Origin of the sequence: Flavobacterium gelidicaeli, from assembly GCF_013294005.1 — a bacterium.
Taxonomy (GTDB): domain Bacteria; phylum Bacteroidota; class Bacteroidia; order Flavobacteriales; family Flavobacteriaceae; genus Flavobacterium.
In genome coordinates, this window is record NZ_JABSNK010000004.1 from 395,749 (window position 1) to 417,109 (window position 21,361).

The following is a 21,361-nucleotide window of genomic DNA, read 5'->3' on the forward strand; positions in this document are numbered from 1 at the left end:
ATAGTCTATTAATGTAAAAATGAACTCGCAACTAAAAAAATATAGAATACCTATAATATTCATTCTATATTTCCAAATGGGGTTTAATTAATAAACACTCTTGTTATTTTTCATTCCAGAAGTATACCTCATAAAACTCACTTTTTTTTGAGACATTTTTAGCGTTATAAACTATGTTAAAAGTCAGCTACTAATCTAAACTAACAATAGTAAGTCCTTATCTTTGTTAGACAACTTTATTAAAATCGAAAAATAAAAAAGCATGATATTAAACAGGAAATTTATTCTCGAAGGAGCTTTACAGCAAAAGTTTGCTATGGATTTAACTTATTCTGAATCTCAGGATCAAAAAGGAGTAATTGTTTTTTGTCATGGATTTAAGGGTTTTAAAGATTGGGGTTGTTGGCAAATGGTGGCTGATTATTTTGTGGATAATGGTTTTGCTTTTTTAAAGTTTAATTTTTCACACAACGGAATGGGTTTAGAAGATTCAGTCGAATTTAACGCACTAGATAAATTTGCTACCAATACTTTGGGTAAGGAAATGCAAGATATTCAAAGTGTAGAACAGTTTATAGTAAACGAATTACCAACAATATTACCCATAATAAACACCGATAAAATTTTTATTATTGGTCATAGTAAAGGAGGTGTTTCGGCATTGTTGTATTGTACCCAATACGATACGAAAATTAAGAAGGTTTGTACGTGGGCGAGTCCATTTGATTTTCATCGTTCTTGGAATTCAAAATTCATCGACAAGTGGCGAGCAGATGGTGTGCAGTATATTAAAAATGCGCGAACCAATCAAATGATGCCTTTAGATATAAGCGTTTTGAACGATTTAGACAATAATAAAGAAATTTACAGTTTGGTTAATGCGAGTCAGCAACTCCAAATTCCCTATTTGATTATTCAAGGAACAAATGATCAAGCGGTTAAAATGGAGGAATTTAATTTGTTAAAGAAATATTTTAGTAAAGCAAAAACGCATGTTATTGATGATGCTAATCATGTTTTTGGTGGTTCACATCCTTATGAAGGATCAGATTTGCCAGAACATACTCAAGAATTGGTTCGCGTGACTAAGGATTTTTTCTTGTAGATGGTATATGGTCAAAAGTAAATATTAATCTGCTTTTTGATTATAATGAGCTTCCTTAAAAATCCAAATTTAGATTGTAAAAATAAAAAAGCTTCGCTAATTATTTAATTAACGAAGCTTTTTTCATAATGAAAGGTTATTTTAAATGAGCGCTTTTTTTCTAAAAATATAAGAGATTATAAGTGCAATAAAAGCAATTATCGCCAGAAGTTGTTCTCCGTCATTTACCATAATATGGGCGAAAAACGCTAAAACTACAGCAAAGAAAAATGCAGCGTAAGCCCATTCTTTTATAATATTGAATTTTGGACTCCAAATAGCAATCAAACCTAAAAGTTTCGCTGTAGCATACGGGTAAATGATATAGGTAGGATAACCTAATTTTACGAATTCAGTTTTTATATAGTCGTGATTAAAGAAATACATTCCAGAAGATAGTAATATCACCATTGTAAAAATGATAGTGGCTGCGTAATATATTATTTTATTTTTATTCATAATAGGATGCATTTTTTTTTTTAGGTGTTAATAAATATTGATCATGGCCAAAGATATCAAAGTAACCAATAAATAAGTAGTTTTCACCCGTAAGTAATTTTTTTGCTAGTTTAGTTAGACTGTGTATATAAAGTACTTACCTAATTGAAATAACCGGTATGTTTTAAAAATTAAAAAGGGTTACTCTAATTCCAATCTTTCAATACGGTTGCCAATAGTAAATTCTTTCATTTCTGATTCCAGAATACTAAAATCTTCTTGTTGTACTTTTCTAATTATAGCTCCGTTTCTCATCAAGTAAATCTCATCGCAAGTGGTGGCTAATGTCGAAAATATGTGAGATGACATAAGTATTGTTTTGTCTAATTCCTTGAGTTTATGAATAATTTCGGTAATAATTACATTGCTTTGAATGTCTACTCCGTTAAAAGGTTCATCTAAAATAAATAAATCGTTTTTTTGGATTAAAATAGCCGTTAAAGCTAATTTTTTTTTCATTCCAGTAGAGTAAGTTGAAGCATATTGATTCAGGGGTAAATCAAATATATTTTGTTTTTCAATATTTGAAACTACTTGATTTCGTGCATTTTCAAGTAATTGAATGTATTCTTTAGCTGTTATTTTTGAAAAAAAGAAAGGCTCAGTTAGTAGTAATCCTAAATGATTTTTTAAAGTGTCAAACTCAGACTCTATTGTGCCATCATACGATTCCAGCCCTGCTATACACCTAAATAAAGTTGTTTTTCCTGCTCCATTTTCTCCAACGATACCATATACTTTACCTTTTTTAAATTCAATGTCAATGTTGTTTAGTGCTTGTTTTTTTCCAAAATATTTGGAAAGCTTGTTGATTTTAATCATTCTAAAATAGTATTTAATCGCTTAATAGATTGGAAATAAAAAAACGGAATTACGATAAGTATTATTGGAGGAAAAATAAAAGTTGAGACGACTATTATTCCGTGAGTTAGGTTTTTGTCATTAGGAAAAGAAACATATTTGGCATAGATAACCATAACTAAATAAGCATAGCATAATAAAACAGATCCAATTATAAAATCGACTTGATCAAAAAAGAAAATACTTAGCAGTGTTATTGCTGGGATCACTAATAGTGTAAAATTAAATAAGGCTATTTTGATTTTCTTTAAAAGAAATTCTTTAGGGGATAAACTAAAATTCCATACATAGTATTCGTTTTCTATTTTTGAATAATAAGAACAGCAAATAAAACCAATTACTAGAATAGCAAAAATTCCAAGATTAAAGTTGCTCACTTTAACAGCGATAAAAGCCAACAAATAAGCAAATGGAAAAACAAAAAAGGTGTTTCTAAAACCTACAGTGAACTCAAAAGGTTTTTTACCAAAAGGTGTGGGAACTGTAAAGTTCAATCGAGTATTAAAATTAAAAACTACAAGAAATAATGGTGATGTAATTAGAATGAGGGTAATGAGAATTTCCTGTTTGTAAATCGCAAAAAGAATGAAAGGAGTCGCAAAAATTAAGTTTTCTATAATTCGCAATTTGAAATATTTCTTTTTATCAAAAATAGATTTCAAAAAATCATTTCGTGCCTTTTCATTAAGTTTTGAGATAAAGCTCCATGCAATTAAAATATAAACATAACCAGCGAACGCTGTTTTAGAAAATAAATAACTCGATAGCAACACGAAAACAGAAGGTATTACTATATATGCAATTAAAAGTGCTAGTCCAAAGTCAATTAATTGTCTATTGAGTATTTAAATTGAAGTTGGAAGTAATTTATCATGCTTTTGTTTTAGTTCAGATTGATTATTGTTTCCTCTAAATTAAATGTAGGTAAATTTTAATTTGATACTTGAAGCCGAGCTGACTTTGAAGAATAGATTAATGAATGGATACTTTTTATTATTGAAATTTCCGCTATTATTTATATTATTTACTGACTACTTTACTTTTTTTTACTTCGGCGTATTGACAAAAAAATAATGAAATGAAATAAAAATGTATGCTTTAAGATTTATGATGATCTGCTTGAAGAAAGTTAGTATTATTTCTTTTAAATTTTAATAGAAAAAGTTTACTGATACAAGAATATACAATTTGGATGATTCAACTGTGATTGTATCAATACCTTTTAGTGTTTTCTATTAGATACAAAATGAGTAATATACTTATTGAAAGGATAATCATTGTGAGCCAAAAAGTAAGTTTTGAAGATGGTATAAAAGCCTCGTCATCGAGTTGTTTTTCTGTTTTTTTGAATTTGATATAGGCGAGTAATAGTACAATTGCTCCTACAGCTACTAATATTATTCCTATAATCGATGAATAACCATGTTGCGGAGGAAGTGTGGTGTTTTTACCAAGTAGAAGTGAGATTTGCTTGATAAACAAAGAAAACTTTACGACTACAAATCCAAAAGCCATGATTCCGATACTGGTTCTAATCCAAGCTAGAAGCGTGCGTTCGTTAGCGAGGTGCTCTCTTGCATTTTGTGGATTAATTGGTTTTTTTGTTTTGCTTCTGTCGTTATTTTTTATCTCTTCCATTTTTTTGTTATATAATACCTATTGACAATTTAGTTAACTACAAAAATAAACTTTACGGCCTAGCTATTCTATGGGCTTGGTACTAATTACAATTCCAGTTAATAGGTCGTCATTTACAAATGATAGTTTGTAATAAATGGTGTCTATTGAGAATTCTACAACCATGAATGCGCTATTTTCAGTATCGCTTACTTCATAAGATTCTTGATAACGGACTGCTTTGTATTTTTTAAATTTATAAAAACACTCTTCTGCGTTAGATTGATTAAATTGAAGCCCTAATGGCAATCCTGCAACAATCGTTTTAGTGAAATTGTTAATTGTAATGCTTTCACTACCATCATTCATTTGAGCAAAGTTTAAGAAAAAATCACTGCTTTGTGACCATTGAAAATAAAAGCCTTGTTCACAAGAAGAACAATCTAGCGGTCTAGGTTGAAAACCTAAATGTTTAGTAAAAAAACCTGCATTAGTAGGTAGTGTAATTGTTTTGTTGGCGTTTAGAAGTGAATTCAGTTTTAATGAATTAGGAGTTTCTTGTGCTAATGAGGCTATACTAAAGAATATAGAAAGGAATAGTAATTTGGTTTTCATATTTTTTTAATGTTGTAATGTTATTTAAGGTGATATGTATCTTAAAATCCAAATATATTAATAATATTTTTAGTATAAATAATCATTTGGGTTATTATAGCTCTTTTTAATTACAACTACGTATTTTGCGTTAGGGATAGTAACGGCATCCTTTGTGGCGCTTTTTTGCGACAGAAAGATATAGTGAATAGCCCGACCTCACTGTAACGCAGTGAAAGCGAGGTTACGCCCAAAGTATCCTAATAAAAGCCCGAATTATTATTTATAAATAGGACTTTTAAGTTGTTATACTAGCTGCTTTTAGGAATTTTTAAGTTTGCTACCTATTTCAGTTTTCCTTGTGAAAAAAGTCTACGAATTTCTTTTTTGTCAAATTTACCCACACTTGTTTTTGGAATTTCATTCAGATAAACATAGTCTCTAGGAATTTGATATTTTACAAACTCTCTGTCTAGAAAAGCTATTAAATCGGCATCTTTAGTCAGTTTTTCTTTATTGACTAAGACAATTGTAGCTAGTGGTTTTTCGACCCATTTTTCGTCCGGGATGGCAATTACAGCTGCTTCTCGAATGTTTGGATGTGCCATTAATGCCGACTCTAATGCTACGCTCGATATCCATTCACCACCACTTTTAATAAGGTCTTTGGTTCTGTCTTTAATTTCCATATATCCATCAGGATCTATCGTGCTTACATCACCTGTTTTAAACCAACCATCGTTTGTAAAACTTTCTTGATTATTAGTTTTAAAATAGGAATTGATTACCCAAGCTCCTTTTATTTGTAGTTCTCCCATGGTTTTGCCATCTGAAGGAGCTAGTATTCCTTCATCAGTCATAATTCTAATTTCGACTCCAGGAAAAGCAAACCCTTGCTTGGCGCGAATGTCTAATTTCTCAGTAGTGGATAAATTGCTATGTTGAGGTTGTAATCTAGAAACCGTGCCTAAAGGGGATGTTTCTGTCATTCCCCAAGCTTGTACTCCTTTGATTCCAAAATCTTTTTCAAATCCTTCAATAAGGCTTTTGGGTAAGGCAGAACCGCCAACTAGATATTCTTGAAGTGCTAGTTTTTCTTTTGGTGGGTTTTCTTTCATAGCATGATATACGCCCAGCCAGATGGTCGGTACTCCATTTGCTTTGGTAACTTTTTCTGCTTGGAGAATAGAAATAAGCGCCTCGGGTTGTAAATTTGAGGAAGGTAGTACCATATTTGACCCAGACAACAAGCACAAGTAGGGGAACCCCCAAGCCATGACATGAAACTGTGGGACAATTAATAGGAGTGTATCCTCATTGCTGAAATTACCGGCATTGGGTGATATAATATTAGTTGCATGCAAATAAGTCGATCGGTGCGAATATAAAACCCCTTTTGGTAAACCTGTTGTTCCGCTGGTATAACACATGCCGCAGGCGTCGTTTTCGTTTAATGTTGGCCATTGGTATTCTTCGGACTGGTCTGCCAGTAAATCGTCATAGTGTATTGTATTTTGCAAGGTTGTTTTAAAATCTTTTGGGGCATTTAGCAACACATAATACTCTACTGTTTCGAGTAGTGGTGCAATTTTTTCTAGTAATGGGACTAAGGTTGCGTCTACAAAAATAACTCGGTCTTCGGAATTATTGATTATATATTCGGTTTGGCTACTTGATAGTCTAATATTTATAGGATGACAAACGGCTCCAATACCTGATATTCCATAGTATAATTCGACATGGGAGGAATGGTTCCACGCAAAAGTACCGACTATATCTCCAGCATTGATTCCTAATTTTTTTGTCAACGCATTAGCTAATTTTTTACAGCGCTTGTACATATCGCTAAAAAGATACTCGTGTCGAGTTCCGTCAGGCAGATAGGTTATTATTTTTTTATGATGGTAAACGCTGTTGCCATATTCAAGAATAGTTGTAGTTGTAAGTGGATAATTCATCATTAAGCTTTCCATTCCAAAAAATTTAAAATTAGTGTTCAATCTCATTATGATAATTGCGGTAGAATACACAATAGGTTTTCTATTTGACTTTAACGATAGTAATTATTTACTGTTAGTAGTGTCAAATTTATGATACCTCTTGCTAATTTAGTCATTTTTTAATCAGGCTAAGAATAGGAATGAAAATTTGCTACTAAGTTTATTTTAAAAAATAAATTCAGTAACATTAAAAACTTTTTTAGTTCAAATTGTCGTTTTGGCTTTGAAGACTCATTTTTAATTGCAATAGTGTAGTTTTGCGTTAGGGATAGTAACGGCATCCTTTGTGTCGCTTTTTTGCGACACAAAGATATAGTGGATAGCCCGCCCAACTTAGCAGCGTGGAGGGACGACAAAGCGCTAAGGCAGGGAACGCCCAAAAGGAGGTTTTGATCAAAAAGTGGTTTTTGATTGTTAATTTTTTGGATGTTTAGGAGTATCTTAAAATGTGAATAAATTGGCATTGCGTATTGGTTTTTAGGGTAATTGCTAAATCTTAATTAATTTTTGTTGTTATGTAATTTTCAAATTGTGTAATTAACCTATCTTTGCGCTTCCGAACTATCGGGAGAAAAACGTTACTATGAAATTTGATTTATTAAAAAAAGACCCGTTGTCTAAAGCCAGAGCGGGAAGTATTACTACGGATCACGGGGTTATTGAAACGCCTATTTTTATGCCTGTAGGTACTGTAGCTTCGGTAAAAGGGGTGCACCAAAGAGAATTAAAAGAAGATATTAACCCAGATATTATCTTGGGAAATACGTACCATTTATATTTACGTCCGAAAGTTGAAATTTTAGAAAAAGCGGGCGGATTGCATAAATTCATGAATTGGGATCGCAATATTTTGACTGATTCGGGTGGTTACCAAGTGTACTCACTATCGGCTAACCGAAAAATTAAAGAAGAAGGTGTAAAGTTTAAATCGCATATTGATGGATCTTACCACTTTTTTACACCAGAGAATGTAATGGAAATACAGCGTTCAATAGGAGCTGATATTATCATGGCTTTTGATGAATGTACACCTTATCCATGTGACTATAATTATGCTAAACGCTCTATGAAAATGACACACCGCTGGTTAGACCGTTGTGTGAATCATCTTGAAAAAGTGCCTGTAAAATATGGTTATGACCAAGCGTTTTTTCCTATTGTTCAAGGGAGTTGTTATAAAGATTTACGCCAGCAATCAGCGGAGTATATTGCAAATTCAAACCAAGTAGGAAACGCTATTGGTGGCCTTTCAGTAGGGGAGCCTGCTGAGGAAATGTACGCCATGACTGAGGTAGTTTGTGAAATCCTACCTGAGGATAAACCTCGTTACTTAATGGGAGTGGGAACACCTATTAATATTTTAGAGAATATTGCGTTAGGTGTTGATATGTTTGACTGTGTAATGCCTACGCGTAATGCAAGAAACGGAATGTTGTTCACGGCAAATGGTACGATTAACATCAAAAATAAAAAATGGGAGGCTGATTTTTCTCCTATTGATGAGATGGGAATTACATTTGTAGATACTGAATATACTAAAGCGTATTTGCGTCATCTTTTTGCCGCTAATGAATACTTAGGAAAACAAATTGCTACGATTCATAATCTTGGATTCTATATGTGGTTGGTTCGTGAAGCTAGAAAACATATCTTAGCAGGTGATTTTAAGCCTTGGAAAGAAATGATGGTAAAAAATATGGACCAAAGACTTTAAAATATATTGATTTGTTTCATCGTTAGGCGGTTAAATGATGAAAAAAATAAACGATTAAATTTCCCTATGTTAACAATAATAGATAGATACATCCTGAAACGATACTTAGCCACATTTGCGGCTATGTTGTTGATGTTTATTCCTATTGGGATTATTATTGATGTCTCAGAGAAAGTGAATAAAATGATAGAGAACAAGATTCCGTTGATGGAAATTGCGATCTATTACTATCATTTTACTATTTATTTTGCTAATTCGCTCTTTCCTATATTCCTGTTTTTATCCATTATTTGGTTTACTTCAAAATTGGCTAACAACACAGAGATTATTGCTATTCTAAGTTCCGGAATTTCGTTTACACGTTTTTTAAGACCCTATATTATAGGGGCTTCAATTATTTCAGTATTTGTACTGATTATGGGTTTTTATGTTGTTCCTAAATCCAGTGAAGGATTTAATTATTTTAGGTACACTTATCTTAAAGGAGGCGGTAAACAAGCCATGATGGGGAATAATACGGATGTCTACCGGCAAATTAATGATAATGAGTTTATTTATGTCAATAGTTTCAATACAGAGTCTAAAGTAGCTTTTAATTTTGCTTTAGAGCGATTTGAAAAAGAGAAATTAGTTTCTAAAATTACTGCTAGCCGGATCAAATGGAACCCGAAGGACAGTACGTATACGATGTTTGACTACACTAAAAGGACTATAGGTGCATTAGGAGATAAGATTGAAAAATCACCTGAGAAAAAGACGAAGTTTACTTTTGATCTTGAAGATTTAACTCCTGTTGTCTATATTGCAGAAACGTTGAGTCTAGATAAATTAAATAAATTTATTGATAAACAAAAAAAACGAGGTTCCTCAGATATCAATGTATATATGGTGGTTTTGTATAAAAAATACAGTGTCCCTGTTTCGGCGTTTATCTTGACCATTATTGCTGTTTCTGTTTCTTCTATGAAAAGAAGGGGAGGGATGGGGATGAATTTAACCATTGGGATTGCTATAGCTTTTTCATATGTCTTTTTTGATAAGATATTTGGAACAATAGCTGAGAAATCTAGTTTCTCACCACTGTTGGCGGTCTGGTTTCCCAACATCTTTTTCGGAATATTAGCTATATTTTTATTACGCAATGCAAAACGATAAGTTCAAAAGTTACCTAAGCCTTCATTTAATTGTGTTTATTTGGGGATTTACAGCCATTTTAGGGGCGTTGATAACCATAAGTGCTGATGCTATTGTATGGTTTAGAATGTTATTAGCTGGAGGTTTTCTAGGGTTGTTTATTATTTTTAAGAAAAAATCTTTTAAAATTCCTACTACGGCTTTTCTTAAACTCGTTTTTGTTGGGCTATTGATTGCCTTGCATTGGATTACTTTTTTTCACGCCATTCACGTTTCTAACGTTTCTATAACCTTATCAATTTTTTCATTAGGGGCTTTTTTTGCGTCTTTATTGGAGCCACTTTTTTATGGTCGAAAAATACTCTGGTACGAAGTTTTCTTTGGACTTATCATTATCGCTGGGCTTGCGATGATTATGAAAGTAGAAGTGAATTATTACGAAGGGATGGTTTTTGCATTAATATCCATAATATTAGGGGTTTTATTCACGCTTATGAATGGCAAGTTGATTCATAAACATGATTCAGCAGTTATATCGTTTTACGAATTCATGGCGGGAGTTTTTTTTATCACTATTTACTTTTTATTCCAAAATAAATTCACAGCAGACTTTTTTGAACTCAACCTTAAAAATTGGATGTTATTGTTAGTTTTAGCTTCAATTTGTACTGCTTATGCTTTTACTGCTTCGGTAAAAGTAATGGAGAAATTAAGTCCATATACAGTGATGCTGACTACAAATTTAGAGCCTGTTTACGGAATCATTTTAGCTTATTTTATTATTGGAGGAAAAGAAAAAATGAGTTTCTCCTTTTACGTAGGTGCCGTCATAATTATCATAACCGTTATCCTTAACGGAATTATAAAACACCGAATAAAACCAAAAAACACTCCAGTTGTAAGTAATTAATAGGTGGTACTGAATTTCTGGTCTGAATTTTTTAATATATAAATACTAAAATATAAAAATTTTTATAATGAAAAAACTCGTTTTTTTAAAACCAATATTAAACTTCTTTTTAATTGGATTACTGATCACAACTTTAAGCAGGTTTGTTCTCTTTATTATATTCAAGGAGCGTGTGGTACAAACAGAAGATTATTGGATGATTTTTCCAATAGGATTGCGTATGGATATCATTTTGTTATCGTATATTTCTGTTTTGCCTACCTTATTATTATCGGTCTTGCCAGATAATTATTTGCAAAAAATTAAACGTTTTTTTACAGTTTATTTTCTGACTTTTTTGTTTTTAATTCTGTTTATGGAATTAGCGAGTCACGATTTTATTAATGAATACGATACACGACCAAATAAATTATTTATTGACTATCTAATTTATCCTAAAGAAGTAATGGGGACTTTGGTAAAAAGCTATTTAGGATCCATGATTTTTTCTTTCTTGTTGCTAACAGTAGCATTATACTTTAGTATTAAAAAAGCAGGGGGATTATTCTTTCCAAAATTCACAATGTACCGTACAAAATTAATGTTACTTCCTTTAGTTGCTTTTTTGTTATTTTTGGGAGCAAGATCTAGTTTAATTTCTAAGCGACCTATAAACGCTAGTAATGCTATATTTTCTACAGACCAATTGACTAATAATTTAGGATTGAATTCACTTTACACAGTAGGATTCGCTTTGTATTCAATAAAGAATGAAGGAAATGCTGAAAAAATGTATGGTAAGATGGATGCTAATGAAGCGCTATCTCGTGTGAAGAAATATATGAATGTTGATGAAGCCGCCTTCACTGATCCCGATTTGCCTTTAATGCACTTACAAAAAACGGATAGTGCGATTGCTAGACCTTACAATGTAGTGGTTTTTTTACAAGAAAGTTTAGGAGCGGAGTACGTAGGGAGTCTTGGTGGATTGCCGTTAACGCCGGAATTTGATAAGCTAACCAAAGAGGGAATGTTATTCACAAACATGTATGCAACAGGAACGAGAAGTGTTCGCGGAATCGAAGCGGTGATTACTGGTTTCTTGCCATCACCATCTGAAAGTGTGGTGAAATTGAGTAACTCTCAAACGGGTTTTTATACGCTTGCACAAAATTTTAAAGAAAAAGGATACCAAACGAGTTTTATTTACGGTGGTATGGCTAACTTTGATAATATGGCCTCCTTTTTTAATGGAAATGGTTTTTCGAAAATCATTGATGAGAAAGACTATGATAGTAATAAAGCTGCTTTTAAAGGGACTTGGGGATATTCTGATGAGGATTTAGTAGTGAAAGCAAATGAATATTTTAAATCTCAAGGTGATAAACCCTTCTTTTCATTGATGTTTTCGACTTCAAATCACGAACCATTTGAATTTCCTGATGGACGAATTAAATTATATGATAAAGAGAAAAATACGGTCCATAATGCAATGAAATATGCTGATTTCTCAATTGGTAAGTTCTTTGAAATGGCTAAGAAGGAGCCTTATTTTAAAAACACTATTTTCCTAATTATAGCAGATCACAATACGCGTACTTACGGTAAAAATTTAGTACCTATTAATAAGTTTCATATTCCAGCATTAATTATAGGGCCAGATGTTCCTAAAGGAGTTGATTATGCAAAATTGTGTAGTCAAATTGATATTGCTCCTACTTTATTGAATTTTATAGGGATGGATTTAAATAATCCAATGCCAGGAAGAAACCTAATGAAATTGCCTGCAACCACAACTGGAAGGGCGATTATGCAGTTTCATAACAATAATGCTTTTAGAGTAGGGAATGAAGTTGTAATTTTACAGCCTAATAAAGAACCATTGCAGTTTAAAATGGAAAATGATACTGTTTTGATACCAACAAAACTAAATCCAGAAATGGCAAAAGATGCTTTGGCACATATTACGGCAGCTTCTTATTTGTATAAAGAGCGAAAATACAAGACTAAAGAACAAAAATAAAACGATAATAAATACGTGTTTTAAGACTGATTATTAGTGTTTTATTCTTTTAAACCAGTTTTAATAAAGAGCAATTGTTTTGATTGTATCTTTATAGTCACGTACTAAAGTAAAAAATAAGAGGTTGTAAATGATTTAATATTTTATATTTGCAGTCCAAATAAACAACTAAAACGCACAAATACTATGGAATATTTAGATTTTGAGCTTCCAATAAAAGAACTAGAAGATCAGTTAGAAAAGTGTCAAGTTATTGGTCAAGAATCAGATGTTGATGTTTCAACTACTTGCAAACAAATCAATAAGAAACTTATAGATACTAAAAAGCATATTTATAAGAACTTGACTGCTTGGCAGCGTGTACAATTATCAAGACACCCTAGTAGACCTTATACTTTAGATCATATAAAAGCACTTTGTGGAGAAACTTTCTTAGAGCTTCATGGTGATAGAGGTTTTGCTGATGATAAAGCTATGATAGGTGGTTTAGGTAAAATAGGCGGACAGTCATTTATGATTGTTGGACAACAAAAAGGATACAATACTAAAACACGTCAATATAGAAATTTTGGGATGGCAAATCCTGAAGGATATCGTAAAGCTTTGCGTTTGATGAAAATGGCAGAGAAATTTGGTATTCCAGTACTAACATTGATAGATACTCCAGGTGCTTATCCAGGTCTTGAAGCCGAAGAGCGTGGTCAGGGAGAAGCGATCGCTAGAAATATTTTTGAAATGGTACGATTAAAAGTACCTATCATTACTATTATTGTAGGTGAGGGAGCTTCTGGAGGAGCTTTAGGGATAGGTGTAGGTGACCGTGTTTATATGCTAGAAAATACTTGGTATTCGGTTATTTCACCAGAGTCATGCTCTTCTATTTTATGGAAAAGTTGGGAGTACAAAGAGCAAGCCGCTGAAGCTTTGAAATTGACTTCATCTGATATGAAAAGACAAAAACTTATTGATGATATTATTCCTGAGCCATTAGGTGGTGCTCATTATGATAGACCTACCACATTTAAGGCTGTAGAGGAATATGTTTTAAAAGCATACGGTGAGTTGAAAGACTTATCAACAGAGAAATTAATCACTCAAAGGATGGATAAATACAGTAAAATGGGTGAATACAAAGAATAATATGTTACCAGTTAAATTTAAATCCGAAACTCTTTAGTTTCGGATTTTTTTTTGGGTTATGAACAAAAATAAAGCACTTATAAACAATTTTTTGTAATAACTCAAAAGAAATAATTTTTAAATTTATGTTACTTTTGCAGTATGGAGAACTTCAAAAACATAAACCCCGTAAAGGTTGATAAAACAACAATAATTAGCCTAGAAAAAGGAAAATTGCCACCACAAGTACTTGAACTTGAAGAAGCAGTTCTTGGAGCAATGATGATTGATAAAAAAGGGGTTGATGATGTAATTGATATTCTACAACCAGATGCCTTTTATAAAGACGCACACAAGCATATTTTTGAAGCAATTGTACAATTGTTTACAGAGACACAGCCAATCGATTTATTGACGGTATCAGCACAATTAAAGAAAAACGGAAAATTAGATTTAGCGGGTGGTGATTTTTATTTAATCCAGCTTACGCAAAAGATATCCTCATCGGCACATATTGAGTTTCATTCCCGTATCATTCTTCAAAAATTTATTCAAAGGAGTTTGATTCGTATTTCATCAGAAATTATTGAAGATTCTTATGATGACTCTGCTGATGTATTTGATTTATTAGATAAAGCCGAATCAAAACTATACGAAGTTACCCAAGGGAATATTAAACGTAGTTCAGAAACGGCACAAAGTTTAGTATTGCAAGCAAAGAAACGTATTGAAGAAATTGCTGGTCAAGAAGGATTAAGTGGTGTAGCAACCGGGTTTGAAAAATTAGATAAAATTACTTCAGGATGGCAACCAAGTGATTTAATTATCATTGCAGCGAGACCTGCAATGGGAAAAACAGCATTTGTATTGTCTATGGCGCGTAACATGGCTATTGATTTTGGGATGCCAGTCGCATTATTTTCTCTGGAGATGGCATCGGTACAGTTAATTACGCGTTTAATTTCGTCGGAAACAGGTTTGTCTTCTGAAAAATTACGTACTGGAAAATTAGAAAAACACGAATGGGAGCAATTAAGTACTAAAGTAAAGAACTTAGAAAAAGCCCCGTTGTTTATAGATGATACGCCATCGCTTTCTATCTTTGATTTAAGAGCTAAAGCAAGACGATTAGTATCACAACACGGAATCAGAATTATCATCGTAGATTACTTGCAATTAATGACTGCAGGTGGGAACGGTAAAGGAGGAGGAAACCGTGAACAAGAGATCTCTACAATTTCCCGAAACTTAAAAGCATTAGCAAAGGAATTGAATGTTCCTGTTATTGCATTATCCCAGCTATCTCGTGCGGTAGAGACACGTGGATCAAGTAAACGACCGTTACTGTCTGACCTTCGTGAATCAGGAGCTATCGAACAAGATGCCGATATCGTATCGTTCTTATACCGTCCAGAATATTATAAAATAGATGAATGGGATGATGATGAAGCTTCCCCTACAGCAGGCCAAGCAGAGATTATGATTGCAAAGCACCGTAATGGTAGTATTGAAAACGTGAGATTAAAATTTATAGGGCATTTAGGTAAGTTTGATAATCTTGAGGATTTCACTGGAGGCTATGATGATTTACCGTCTTCAATGAATCAGGATGATAATTCAGCCATCACTAAAAGTCTTCCTTCTGCACATGAAGCTTTTGGAAGTAATTTAAATGACGACGACGACGATGATATGCCGTTTTAGAAAAAAAAAGCTTATTAATTTAAGCTTTTTTTTACGTTTAATTAATAGTTAACCGTGTAAATATCTGCTTTTTGTGTGTTGAAACGCTAAAAATTTGTAGTTTAGCACAACTATTAACAAACCTTTTAACTATTAACCAATAAAACGCAAAAAATGGCAGAAGAAAAATCACCTAAAAATGTTGCAATTCCTTTATCAACTGCAGAAGTTTGGACAAAAAATCACCGAGATAATTTTTCTGATGAAGGTTCTAAAAAAAGAGTAGATTCTTATTTGATACCAAAAGAAACATTAGAAATGGTTTTGAAGTTAGGTACCTCTAAAGTGAGAGCTTATGTGGGAGTAAATGATAAAAAAGAAAAAACATTAATTTTTGTAGGATCAGAATTAGATAAAGCTACAGGTATTTATCGTGATGTTTTTGGATCAGAGGTTATGGGAGCTGATGGTGCAGCATCAAAAGTTGTTTACGATTTTTCGGAACCAAGTCCTCCTTGTAAACCGGATAATACAAGTCCATTAAATTAAAATACTATTTTGAATTTATTTTTCGTTAATATCGGATATGCCTTATTATTAATGAATACGGTACTCTATTTTAAAGGTTTTTCTAATCAAGGAAAAACCTTTAAAATTTTTACAGTTTATCTTTTAGGCACAGTTTTAATTCAAATAGCATCAAAAACACTTTTGATGCTAAATAATGATAATCTTTTTTTATCTCATTTTTATTTTATAGGTCAGTTTGTGATGTTGAGTTTGTTTTTTAAGAGCTTATTTAAAATAAAGAAACAAAAATTATTGGCAAATTGGATATTATTAATTGGAATAGCTGTTTTAGCAGTTCAATACTCTTTAAGTCCTAATGTTTTTTTTAGATTTAATTTATTCGAAATATTTTTAACTTCTTTTTTAATTATCATATTAGCTGTAGTACATTTATATAATTTATTGACAGAAAAAAAAGTGTTTTATTATTGTACAGTAGGAATGCTACTTTATCTATTTAGTAGTACAGTTCTTTTTTTTGTAGGTAATTTATCGGCTCTTTTGAGTAAAGAATACCAATTATTGCCTTGGACTTTAAATGCGCTCTTGATTATCGTTTACCAGCTATTTATACTGTTCGAATGGAAAAAAAGTTTTTATATAAAGCAATCAATATTAAAAAATGAAAATAAACCAACTCTATGAAAAAGAAATTGTTGCAATTATTTTGTACACCTCTCTTTTTTTTATAATTCTAGCCGTTGGATTAGTAGTGTTTTTCTATTTTTCGAGAAAGAAAATTATTAAAAAGGAATTAGAGAAAAAAGATTTAGAGATACATTTTCAACAACAACAACTTCATGCTATAATTACTACACAAGAAGAGGAACGTAAACGCATTGCTCAAGATCTTCATGATGATATTAGTTCTAAGCTTAATGTTGTTTCGTTAAACAGTCATTTGTTAAAAACGCCAAATTTAACAGTACAGGAAACGAATGAAATCACTTCAAATATTGTAAATTTAACTGCTAAAGCGCTTGAAAGTACAAGACGTATTGCTCATGATTTATTACCAGCTGTTTTTGATAAATTTGGTCTCCATGCTGGTATTGAAGAATTGTGTTCAGAGTTTACTAGCAGCAAGCAAGTTCAGGTTGATTATCATAATAAAGCGGTGTTTGCGGTTAATGATAAGGACAAGCATTTACATGTTTTTAGAGTTTTACAAGAATTGATGAACAACTCGTTGCGTCATGGTAAAGCCTCTTCAATTTCGTTGCTTTTTGAAGAAGAACAAGGGCATGTGGTTTGTCATTATAAGGATAATGGGAAAGGTTTTGATACTACAGATGCTAAAAATCAACATGGATTGGGAATGAAAAATATTTTAAGCCGTATTAGTGTTTTAAAAGGAACTATTGAAATAGAATCGGCTGTGGGCCATGGGGTGCAAGTTGTTTTTAAATTTTAATTTATGAAAAATAATATTAAAGTGTTATTGGTTGATGATGAGGTGCTTTTTAGAAAAGGAATTGCCTTTATTCTAGAAAGAGAAGAAGATATTGAAGTTGTCTACGAAGCTTCAAACGGAAAAGAATTGATTGATTTTTTAGAAACTACTACTGAACATCCTGATATTATTCTTACTGATTTAAAAATGCCTTTATTAAATGGTGTTGAAGCAACTAAGTTAATACACGTTAATTTTCCTAATATTAAAATTATTGCCTTGTCAAGTTACGATTCGAAATCTTTTGTAGCAAATATGATTGATGTAGGAGCAGTATCTTATTTAGTTAAAAACGCTACTCCACAAGAGTTATTAAAAACGATACGAGAAGTTCATAACGTGGGTTTCTATTATAATAATTACGTGATGGAAGTCATCAAAGAAACAGTTTTAGATGGTGCTAATAAAAGACCTTTTGAAATTGTTCTTACGAATAGAGAAAATGAGGTGCTGCAGTTAATTTGTGATCAAAAAACCACAGCCGAAATAGCCGAAATATTATTCCTAAGCCCAAGAACAGTAGAAGGACACCGTAATAACTTATTACTAAAAACAACGTCAAAAAATATCGCTGGATTAGTGGTTTTTGCCATTCAAAATAAAATAATTCTTATTTATGATTGATTTTATGCAATCATAAATTTAATGGCTAAAATAAAATATAAAATGATAGTCATTACTAATAAACACAAGCCACCTTTTTTTATAAACTTCATAAGTCTTGTTTCTGAAATACTTTTAGAATTTTCCATACTCTTATTACTTTAGTTAATTAATATTCAAATTTATTGTTTTAACTTAAAATGTGTAAGCGTATAAATACCTGATTTTATTACTATAGCTGTTTATTTCAGTATTTTATTATACTACAAGCTGAATTGTGTAGGATCGAATATTGTGGTAAAGCAATAGTGGTTCTCAACTTTGCTCAAATTGACAATTGATCTGTTTTATAAATAGTATTGGTATAATTAGTAGATTGTATCAAGTTAGTTTTATATTTGATAAAAAATAAAAATAATGATTGCTAAAAGAATTCTTTTTTTATTCCTTATTCTGATTTCTGCCACTGTTAAGGCTTCTTTTATTTTGTTGCCAATGGATGAAACTACTCAAAAAAATCATCTTAAAGCTTACGGAATTACCTATTGGTGTCTGAATAAAAATTATAAAGCGAGTTGGTTGTTAAATTATAGAGGAGGTTCTTTTTTGCTTCCTGATGCTGAAGAAATCAGAAAAGAATGCCAAATTCGAGGTGTAAGTTTTGAAATTTTATCAGACAGCGAACAAGAGAAAATCAGTAATGAAATAGCAAGTCCATCGCAAAATATGGAGACCGTTATTTTAGAACGCGTGCCTAAAATTGCAGTTTATACTCCTAAAGGAAAACAACCTTGGGATGATGCTGTAACTTTAGTTCTAACTTACGCTGAAATTCCTTTTACCGCTATTTATGATGAAGAAGTTTTAAGTGATCAACTAGTTCTATACGATTGGTTGCATTTACATCATGAAGATTTTACAGGTCAATACGGTAAATTTTATGGTTCTTATAAAAATGTACCTTGGTATATAGAACAAAAAAATGCTGCCGAAGAACTAGCACACAAATTAAATTATGCTAAAGTTGCTGAGGAAAAGGGGGCTGTAGCCAAAAAAATACGAGACTTTGTAATTGGGGGCGGATTCATGTTTGCAATGTGTTCTGCAACGGATAGTTTTGATATTGCCTTAGCTGCTGATGGTGTTGATATTTGCGAGCCTATGTTTGATGGCGATAGCAGTGATCCTAACTATCAAGCCAAGTTAGATTACAACAATTCTTTTGCGTTTAAAGATTTTATCTTAGAACGCAGACCGGATAAATACGAGTTCTCGGATATTGATGATACTGATTCCCGACGAATTCCTATGGAGAAAGATTATTTTACGTTAATGGAATATTCAGCTAAATGGGATCCTATTCCGAGTATGTTGTGTCAAAATCATACACAGCTTATAAAAGGGTTTATGGGGCAAACTACAGCTTTTAATCCTGCATTGATTAAGTCTAATGTTTTAGTGATGGGGATCTGTGAATTGAATGGAGAAGCGCGTTATATTCATGGTGAAAAGGGAAAAGGGATGTTCACTTTTTATAGTGGCCATGATCCTGAAGATTTTCAGCATAGAGTGGGTGATTCGCCTACTGTTTTAGACTTACACGCAAATTCACCAGGCTATCGATTAATCCTGAACAACGTTTTGTTTCCTGCAGCACGCAAGAAAAAACAAAAAACCTAGACTAGATTTAAACACAAAGGAGTGCAATGAATTATTTAAAAATATTAGAAGAGATTACTCTTGAGTTAAAAAGTTATACTACGGTAGGTCAGGTTACCAATACCATACCGGAACTAGCGAAAATAAACCCAGATAAATTCGGAATTCATTTAACCACTATTGAGGGAGATGATTTTGGAATAGGGGATAGTCAGGAGCGATTTTCGATTCAGAGTGTTTCTAAAGCTTTAACAGTTGCCTTAGCTTTTTCATTTTTAGGTGAAAAAATATGGAAGCGAGTCGGTGTTGAACCTTCGGGAACTGCATTTAATTCGCTAATACAACTTGAATATGAAAAAGGAATTCCAAGAAACCCATTTATTAACGCAGGAGCAATCGTAATTGCAGATATGCTTGTTTCTTGTTTAGAAAATCCAAAAGATGATTTTTTAAGATTTATTAGATTGATTTCTGGAAACCCAAACATTGATTTTAATCTCTCAGTAGCACAATCAGAGAAAGACACACGATTTAGGAATGCTGCTTTAGGCAATTTTTTAAAGTCTTTTGGTAATATCGAAAATGATGTAGATGAAGTCTTAGATTTCTATTTTCATCAGTGTTCTATTGAAATGAATTGTGTAGAACTAGCGAATGCTTTTTTCTTTTTTGCAAACGAAGGCAAGACTAGAGACGGAAAATCAATTTTAACAACAAGTCAGGTAAAAAGATTAAATGCAATTATGCAAACTTGTGGTTTTTATGATGAATCAGGTGAGTTTACTTATAAAGTAGGCCTGCCAGGTAAAAGCGGAATAGGCGGAGGAATCGTAGCGCTGTATCCTAAAAACTTTGTAGTAGCAACATGGTCGCCTAAATTAAATAAAAAAGGCAATTCAGAGCTAGGGATGCATGCTTTGGAATTATTGACAACAAAAACAGAAATGTCTATTTTTTAGACTTTTATCTTGATGTAATTTACAATTGAAGTTTATCTATCGCACATTAAACTCTAGCCAAATAGGAATGTGGTCTGAAATTTTCCTAGCTTCTAAAAGTGAACGGAAGGTTTTGTAAAAATGAATGCTACCGCTGTTTTTCTTATTAATTTTAGAAGTATTGTAAAAAATATTATCGTACTCTGATGCCAAGCATTTTCCTTTTTTACAAGCACGTTTTAATGACGTTTTTTGGTTTACCAAACTTGGTAAATAGCCACTTTTTTTTAATGGGTTGAAAACAGAGTGCGATTGCGGACAGTTAAAATCACCCGCAAAAATCAGGTTCAAATTAGGGTATTCTTCTGGAAGGAATTTAAAATATTTAATTTCAGTTTCTGGTTGTTTATTTTTAGTAATTGCATGAAAATTCACAACGGTAAATTGTTTTCCTTCACTTTCAAAGGTGCAGTAAAATGGCTCTCTGTCAATTTGTAAATGGTATTTTTGCTCAAGCCACGCATTGCCTATTTTTTTAACTTTTGCTGTTTTCCAAAGAAAAGCATATCGTTCCGTTTTATAGGCGCTACTAGTTGTGGGTTCGCTAATTTCATAATTCCATTTACTTCCCTTTCTATTCAATTCATCAGCGAGTCTCGCAATTGCTTGTGAACCGCCGTATCCAGCAACAACTTCTTGAATGGCAATTATATCATAATCACGAATAGTTTTTGCAATGAACTCAATTTCTACGGCTGATTTTGAACGACCAATATTTTCAATATTCCATGAAAGTAATTTTGTTTGCGCACAAAGTATTACATAAAAAAAGAAAAATAAAAGGCTAAAGTATTGTTTCATT

The 21,361-nt window shown here is 32.2% G+C and carries 20 protein-coding genes; 13 read left to right on the forward strand and 7 right to left on the reverse strand.

The features are described 5' to 3' along the window. Nucleotides 1-262: 262 nt before the first annotated feature. Complete coding sequence (locus HNP99_RS08580) at nucleotides 263-1,105, forward strand: alpha/beta hydrolase family protein (protein ID WP_173852954.1); 843 nt, start codon at nucleotides 263-265, stop codon at nucleotides 1,103-1,105. 141 nt (nucleotides 1,106-1,246) lie between these two features. Here the strand turns inward: HNP99_RS08580 and HNP99_RS08585 are convergent, their stop codons facing one another. The 6 genes from HNP99_RS08585 to HNP99_RS08610 form a co-directional block, all read right to left on the reverse strand. Further along, on the reverse strand, nucleotides 1,247-1,603 hold the full coding sequence (locus HNP99_RS08585) for a DoxX family protein (RefSeq protein WP_173852955.1): 357 nt from the start codon (nucleotides 1,601-1,603) through the stop codon (nucleotides 1,247-1,249). Between the two features lie 180 nt (nucleotides 1,604-1,783). Beyond that, a complete protein-coding gene (locus HNP99_RS08590) occupies nucleotides 1,784-2,464 on the reverse strand; it encodes an ABC transporter ATP-binding protein (RefSeq protein ID WP_173852956.1) in 681 nt (226 codons plus the stop codon). Continuing rightward, nucleotides 2,461-3,165 (reverse strand): ABC transporter permease, encoded by a 705-nt coding sequence (locus HNP99_RS08595; RefSeq protein ID WP_217424403.1) that lies wholly within the window; start codon nucleotides 3,163-3,165, stop codon nucleotides 2,461-2,463. Before HNP99_RS08595 ends, HNP99_RS08590 begins: the two co-directional genes overlap by 4 nt. Nucleotides 3,166-3,715: 550 nt before the next feature. Beyond that, complete coding sequence (locus HNP99_RS08600; RefSeq protein WP_173852957.1) at nucleotides 3,716-4,141, reverse strand: YidH family protein; 426 nt, start codon at nucleotides 4,139-4,141, stop codon at nucleotides 3,716-3,718. Between the two features lie 63 nt (nucleotides 4,142-4,204). After that, a complete protein-coding gene (locus HNP99_RS08605) occupies nucleotides 4,205-4,735 on the reverse strand; it encodes a hypothetical protein (RefSeq protein WP_173852958.1) in 531 nt (176 codons plus the stop codon). A gap of 323 nt (nucleotides 4,736-5,058) precedes the next feature. Then, nucleotides 5,059-6,687, reverse strand: coding sequence for a long-chain fatty acid--CoA ligase (locus tag HNP99_RS08610; RefSeq protein ID WP_173852959.1), 1,629 nt, complete (start codon nucleotides 6,685-6,687; stop codon nucleotides 5,059-5,061). A gap of 610 nt (nucleotides 6,688-7,297) precedes the next feature. On the opposite strand from HNP99_RS08610, the gene tgt reads away from it, so the two are divergent. The 12 genes from tgt to HNP99_RS08670 all read left to right on the forward strand — a co-directional run bounded on the left by tgt (nucleotide 7,298) and on the right by HNP99_RS08670 (nucleotide 20,520). After that, nucleotides 7,298-8,428: a tRNA guanosine(34) transglycosylase Tgt gene (gene tgt, locus HNP99_RS08615; RefSeq protein ID WP_173852960.1), complete on the forward strand. Its 1,131-nt coding sequence runs from the start codon at nucleotides 7,298-7,300 to the stop codon at nucleotides 8,426-8,428. Between the two features lie 66 nt (nucleotides 8,429-8,494). After that, nucleotides 8,495-9,583, forward strand: a complete 1,089-nt coding sequence (locus HNP99_RS08620) for an LptF/LptG family permease (protein ID WP_173852961.1) — start codon at nucleotides 8,495-8,497, stop codon at nucleotides 9,581-9,583. After that, nucleotides 9,570-10,472 carry a DMT family transporter gene (locus HNP99_RS08625; protein ID WP_173852962.1) on the forward strand — a complete coding sequence of 301 codons (903 nt, stop codon included), beginning with the start codon at nucleotides 9,570-9,572 and terminating at the stop codon, nucleotides 10,470-10,472. The genes HNP99_RS08620 and HNP99_RS08625 overlap by 14 nt, the downstream gene beginning before the upstream one ends. Before the next feature lie 67 nt (nucleotides 10,473-10,539). Beyond that, the gene (locus tag HNP99_RS08630; protein ID WP_173852963.1) at nucleotides 10,540-12,474 is read left to right on the forward strand and encodes an LTA synthase family protein; all 1,935 of its coding nucleotides are present in this window, start codon (nucleotides 10,540-10,542) and stop codon (nucleotides 12,472-12,474) included. Nucleotides 12,475-12,660: 186 nt separating this feature from the next. Beyond that, nucleotides 12,661-13,614, forward strand: coding sequence for an acetyl-CoA carboxylase carboxyltransferase subunit alpha (locus HNP99_RS08635; protein ID WP_173852964.1), 954 nt, complete (start codon nucleotides 12,661-12,663; stop codon nucleotides 13,612-13,614). Between the two features lie 141 nt (nucleotides 13,615-13,755). Further along, complete coding sequence (gene dnaB, locus HNP99_RS08640) at nucleotides 13,756-15,297, forward strand: replicative DNA helicase (protein ID WP_173852965.1); 1,542 nt, start codon at nucleotides 13,756-13,758, stop codon at nucleotides 15,295-15,297. Nucleotides 15,298-15,450: 153 nt separating this feature from the next. After that, on the forward strand, nucleotides 15,451-15,825 hold the full coding sequence (locus HNP99_RS08645) for a hypothetical protein (protein WP_173852966.1): 375 nt from the start codon (nucleotides 15,451-15,453) through the stop codon (nucleotides 15,823-15,825). Nucleotides 15,826-15,834: 9 nt separating this feature from the next. Next, a complete protein-coding gene (locus HNP99_RS08650; protein ID WP_254596837.1) occupies nucleotides 15,835-16,491 on the forward strand; it encodes a hypothetical protein in 657 nt (218 codons plus the stop codon). Further along, complete coding sequence (locus HNP99_RS08655) at nucleotides 16,469-17,260, forward strand: sensor histidine kinase (protein ID WP_173852967.1); 792 nt, start codon at nucleotides 16,469-16,471, stop codon at nucleotides 17,258-17,260. Before HNP99_RS08650 ends, HNP99_RS08655 begins: the two co-directional genes overlap by 23 nt. A gap of 3 nt (nucleotides 17,261-17,263) precedes the next feature. After that, nucleotides 17,264-17,923 (forward strand): response regulator transcription factor, encoded by a 660-nt coding sequence (locus HNP99_RS08660; RefSeq protein ID WP_173852968.1) that lies wholly within the window; start codon nucleotides 17,264-17,266, stop codon nucleotides 17,921-17,923. 396 nt (nucleotides 17,924-18,319) lie between these two features. Next, complete coding sequence (locus tag HNP99_RS08665; RefSeq protein ID WP_173852969.1) at nucleotides 18,320-19,582, forward strand: asparagine synthetase B; 1,263 nt, start codon at nucleotides 18,320-18,322, stop codon at nucleotides 19,580-19,582. A 26-nt stretch (nucleotides 19,583-19,608) separates the two neighbouring features. Next, complete coding sequence (locus HNP99_RS08670; RefSeq protein ID WP_173852970.1) at nucleotides 19,609-20,520, forward strand: glutaminase; 912 nt, start codon at nucleotides 19,609-19,611, stop codon at nucleotides 20,518-20,520. A 36-nt stretch (nucleotides 20,521-20,556) separates the two neighbouring features. Here HNP99_RS08670 and HNP99_RS08675 read toward each other — a convergent pair whose 3' ends face one another. Further along, nucleotides 20,557-21,360, reverse strand: a complete 804-nt coding sequence (locus HNP99_RS08675; protein ID WP_173852971.1) for an endonuclease/exonuclease/phosphatase family protein — start codon at nucleotides 21,358-21,360, stop codon at nucleotides 20,557-20,559. Nucleotide 21,361 lies beyond the last annotated feature (1 nt).

Excerpts from the sequence above, each read along its gene's own strand:
- HNP99_RS08580 (WP_173852954.1), top strand. The coding sequence starts at position 263 with ATGATATTAAACAGGAAATTTATTCTCGAAGGAGCTTTACAGCAAAAG.
- HNP99_RS08585 (WP_173852955.1), bottom strand. The coding sequence starts at position 1,603 with ATGAATAAAAATAAAATAATATATTACGCAGCCACTATCATTTTTACA.
- HNP99_RS08590 (WP_173852956.1), bottom strand. The coding sequence starts at position 2,464 with ATGATTAAAATCAACAAGCTTTCCAAATATTTTGGAAAAAAACAAGCA.
- HNP99_RS08600 (WP_173852957.1), bottom strand. The coding sequence starts at position 4,141 with ATGGAAGAGATAAAAAATAACGACAGAAGCAAAACAAAAAAACCAATT.
- HNP99_RS08605 (WP_173852958.1), bottom strand. The coding sequence starts at position 4,735 with ATGAAAACCAAATTACTATTCCTTTCTATATTCTTTAGTATAGCCTCA.
- HNP99_RS08610 (WP_173852959.1), bottom strand. The coding sequence starts at position 6,687 with ATGGAAAGCTTAATGATGAATTATCCACTTACAACTACAACTATTCTT.
- tgt (WP_173852960.1), top strand. The coding sequence starts at position 7,298 with ATGAAATTTGATTTATTAAAAAAAGACCCGTTGTCTAAAGCCAGAGCG.
- HNP99_RS08620 (WP_173852961.1), top strand. The coding sequence starts at position 8,495 with ATGTTAACAATAATAGATAGATACATCCTGAAACGATACTTAGCCACA.
- HNP99_RS08625 (WP_173852962.1), top strand. The coding sequence starts at position 9,570 with ATGCAAAACGATAAGTTCAAAAGTTACCTAAGCCTTCATTTAATTGTG.
- HNP99_RS08630 (WP_173852963.1), top strand. The coding sequence starts at position 10,540 with ATGAAAAAACTCGTTTTTTTAAAACCAATATTAAACTTCTTTTTAATT.
- HNP99_RS08635 (WP_173852964.1), top strand. The coding sequence starts at position 12,661 with ATGGAATATTTAGATTTTGAGCTTCCAATAAAAGAACTAGAAGATCAG.
- dnaB (WP_173852965.1), top strand. The coding sequence starts at position 13,756 with ATGGAGAACTTCAAAAACATAAACCCCGTAAAGGTTGATAAAACAACA.
- HNP99_RS08645 (WP_173852966.1), top strand. The coding sequence starts at position 15,451 with ATGGCAGAAGAAAAATCACCTAAAAATGTTGCAATTCCTTTATCAACT.
- HNP99_RS08655 (WP_173852967.1), top strand. The coding sequence starts at position 16,469 with ATGAAAATAAACCAACTCTATGAAAAAGAAATTGTTGCAATTATTTTG.
- HNP99_RS08660 (WP_173852968.1), top strand. The coding sequence starts at position 17,264 with ATGAAAAATAATATTAAAGTGTTATTGGTTGATGATGAGGTGCTTTTT.
- HNP99_RS08665 (WP_173852969.1), top strand. The coding sequence starts at position 18,320 with ATGATTGCTAAAAGAATTCTTTTTTTATTCCTTATTCTGATTTCTGCC.
- HNP99_RS08670 (WP_173852970.1), top strand. The coding sequence starts at position 19,609 with ATGAATTATTTAAAAATATTAGAAGAGATTACTCTTGAGTTAAAAAGT.
- HNP99_RS08675 (WP_173852971.1), bottom strand. The coding sequence starts at position 21,360 with ATGAAACAATACTTTAGCCTTTTATTTTTCTTTTTTTATGTAATACTT.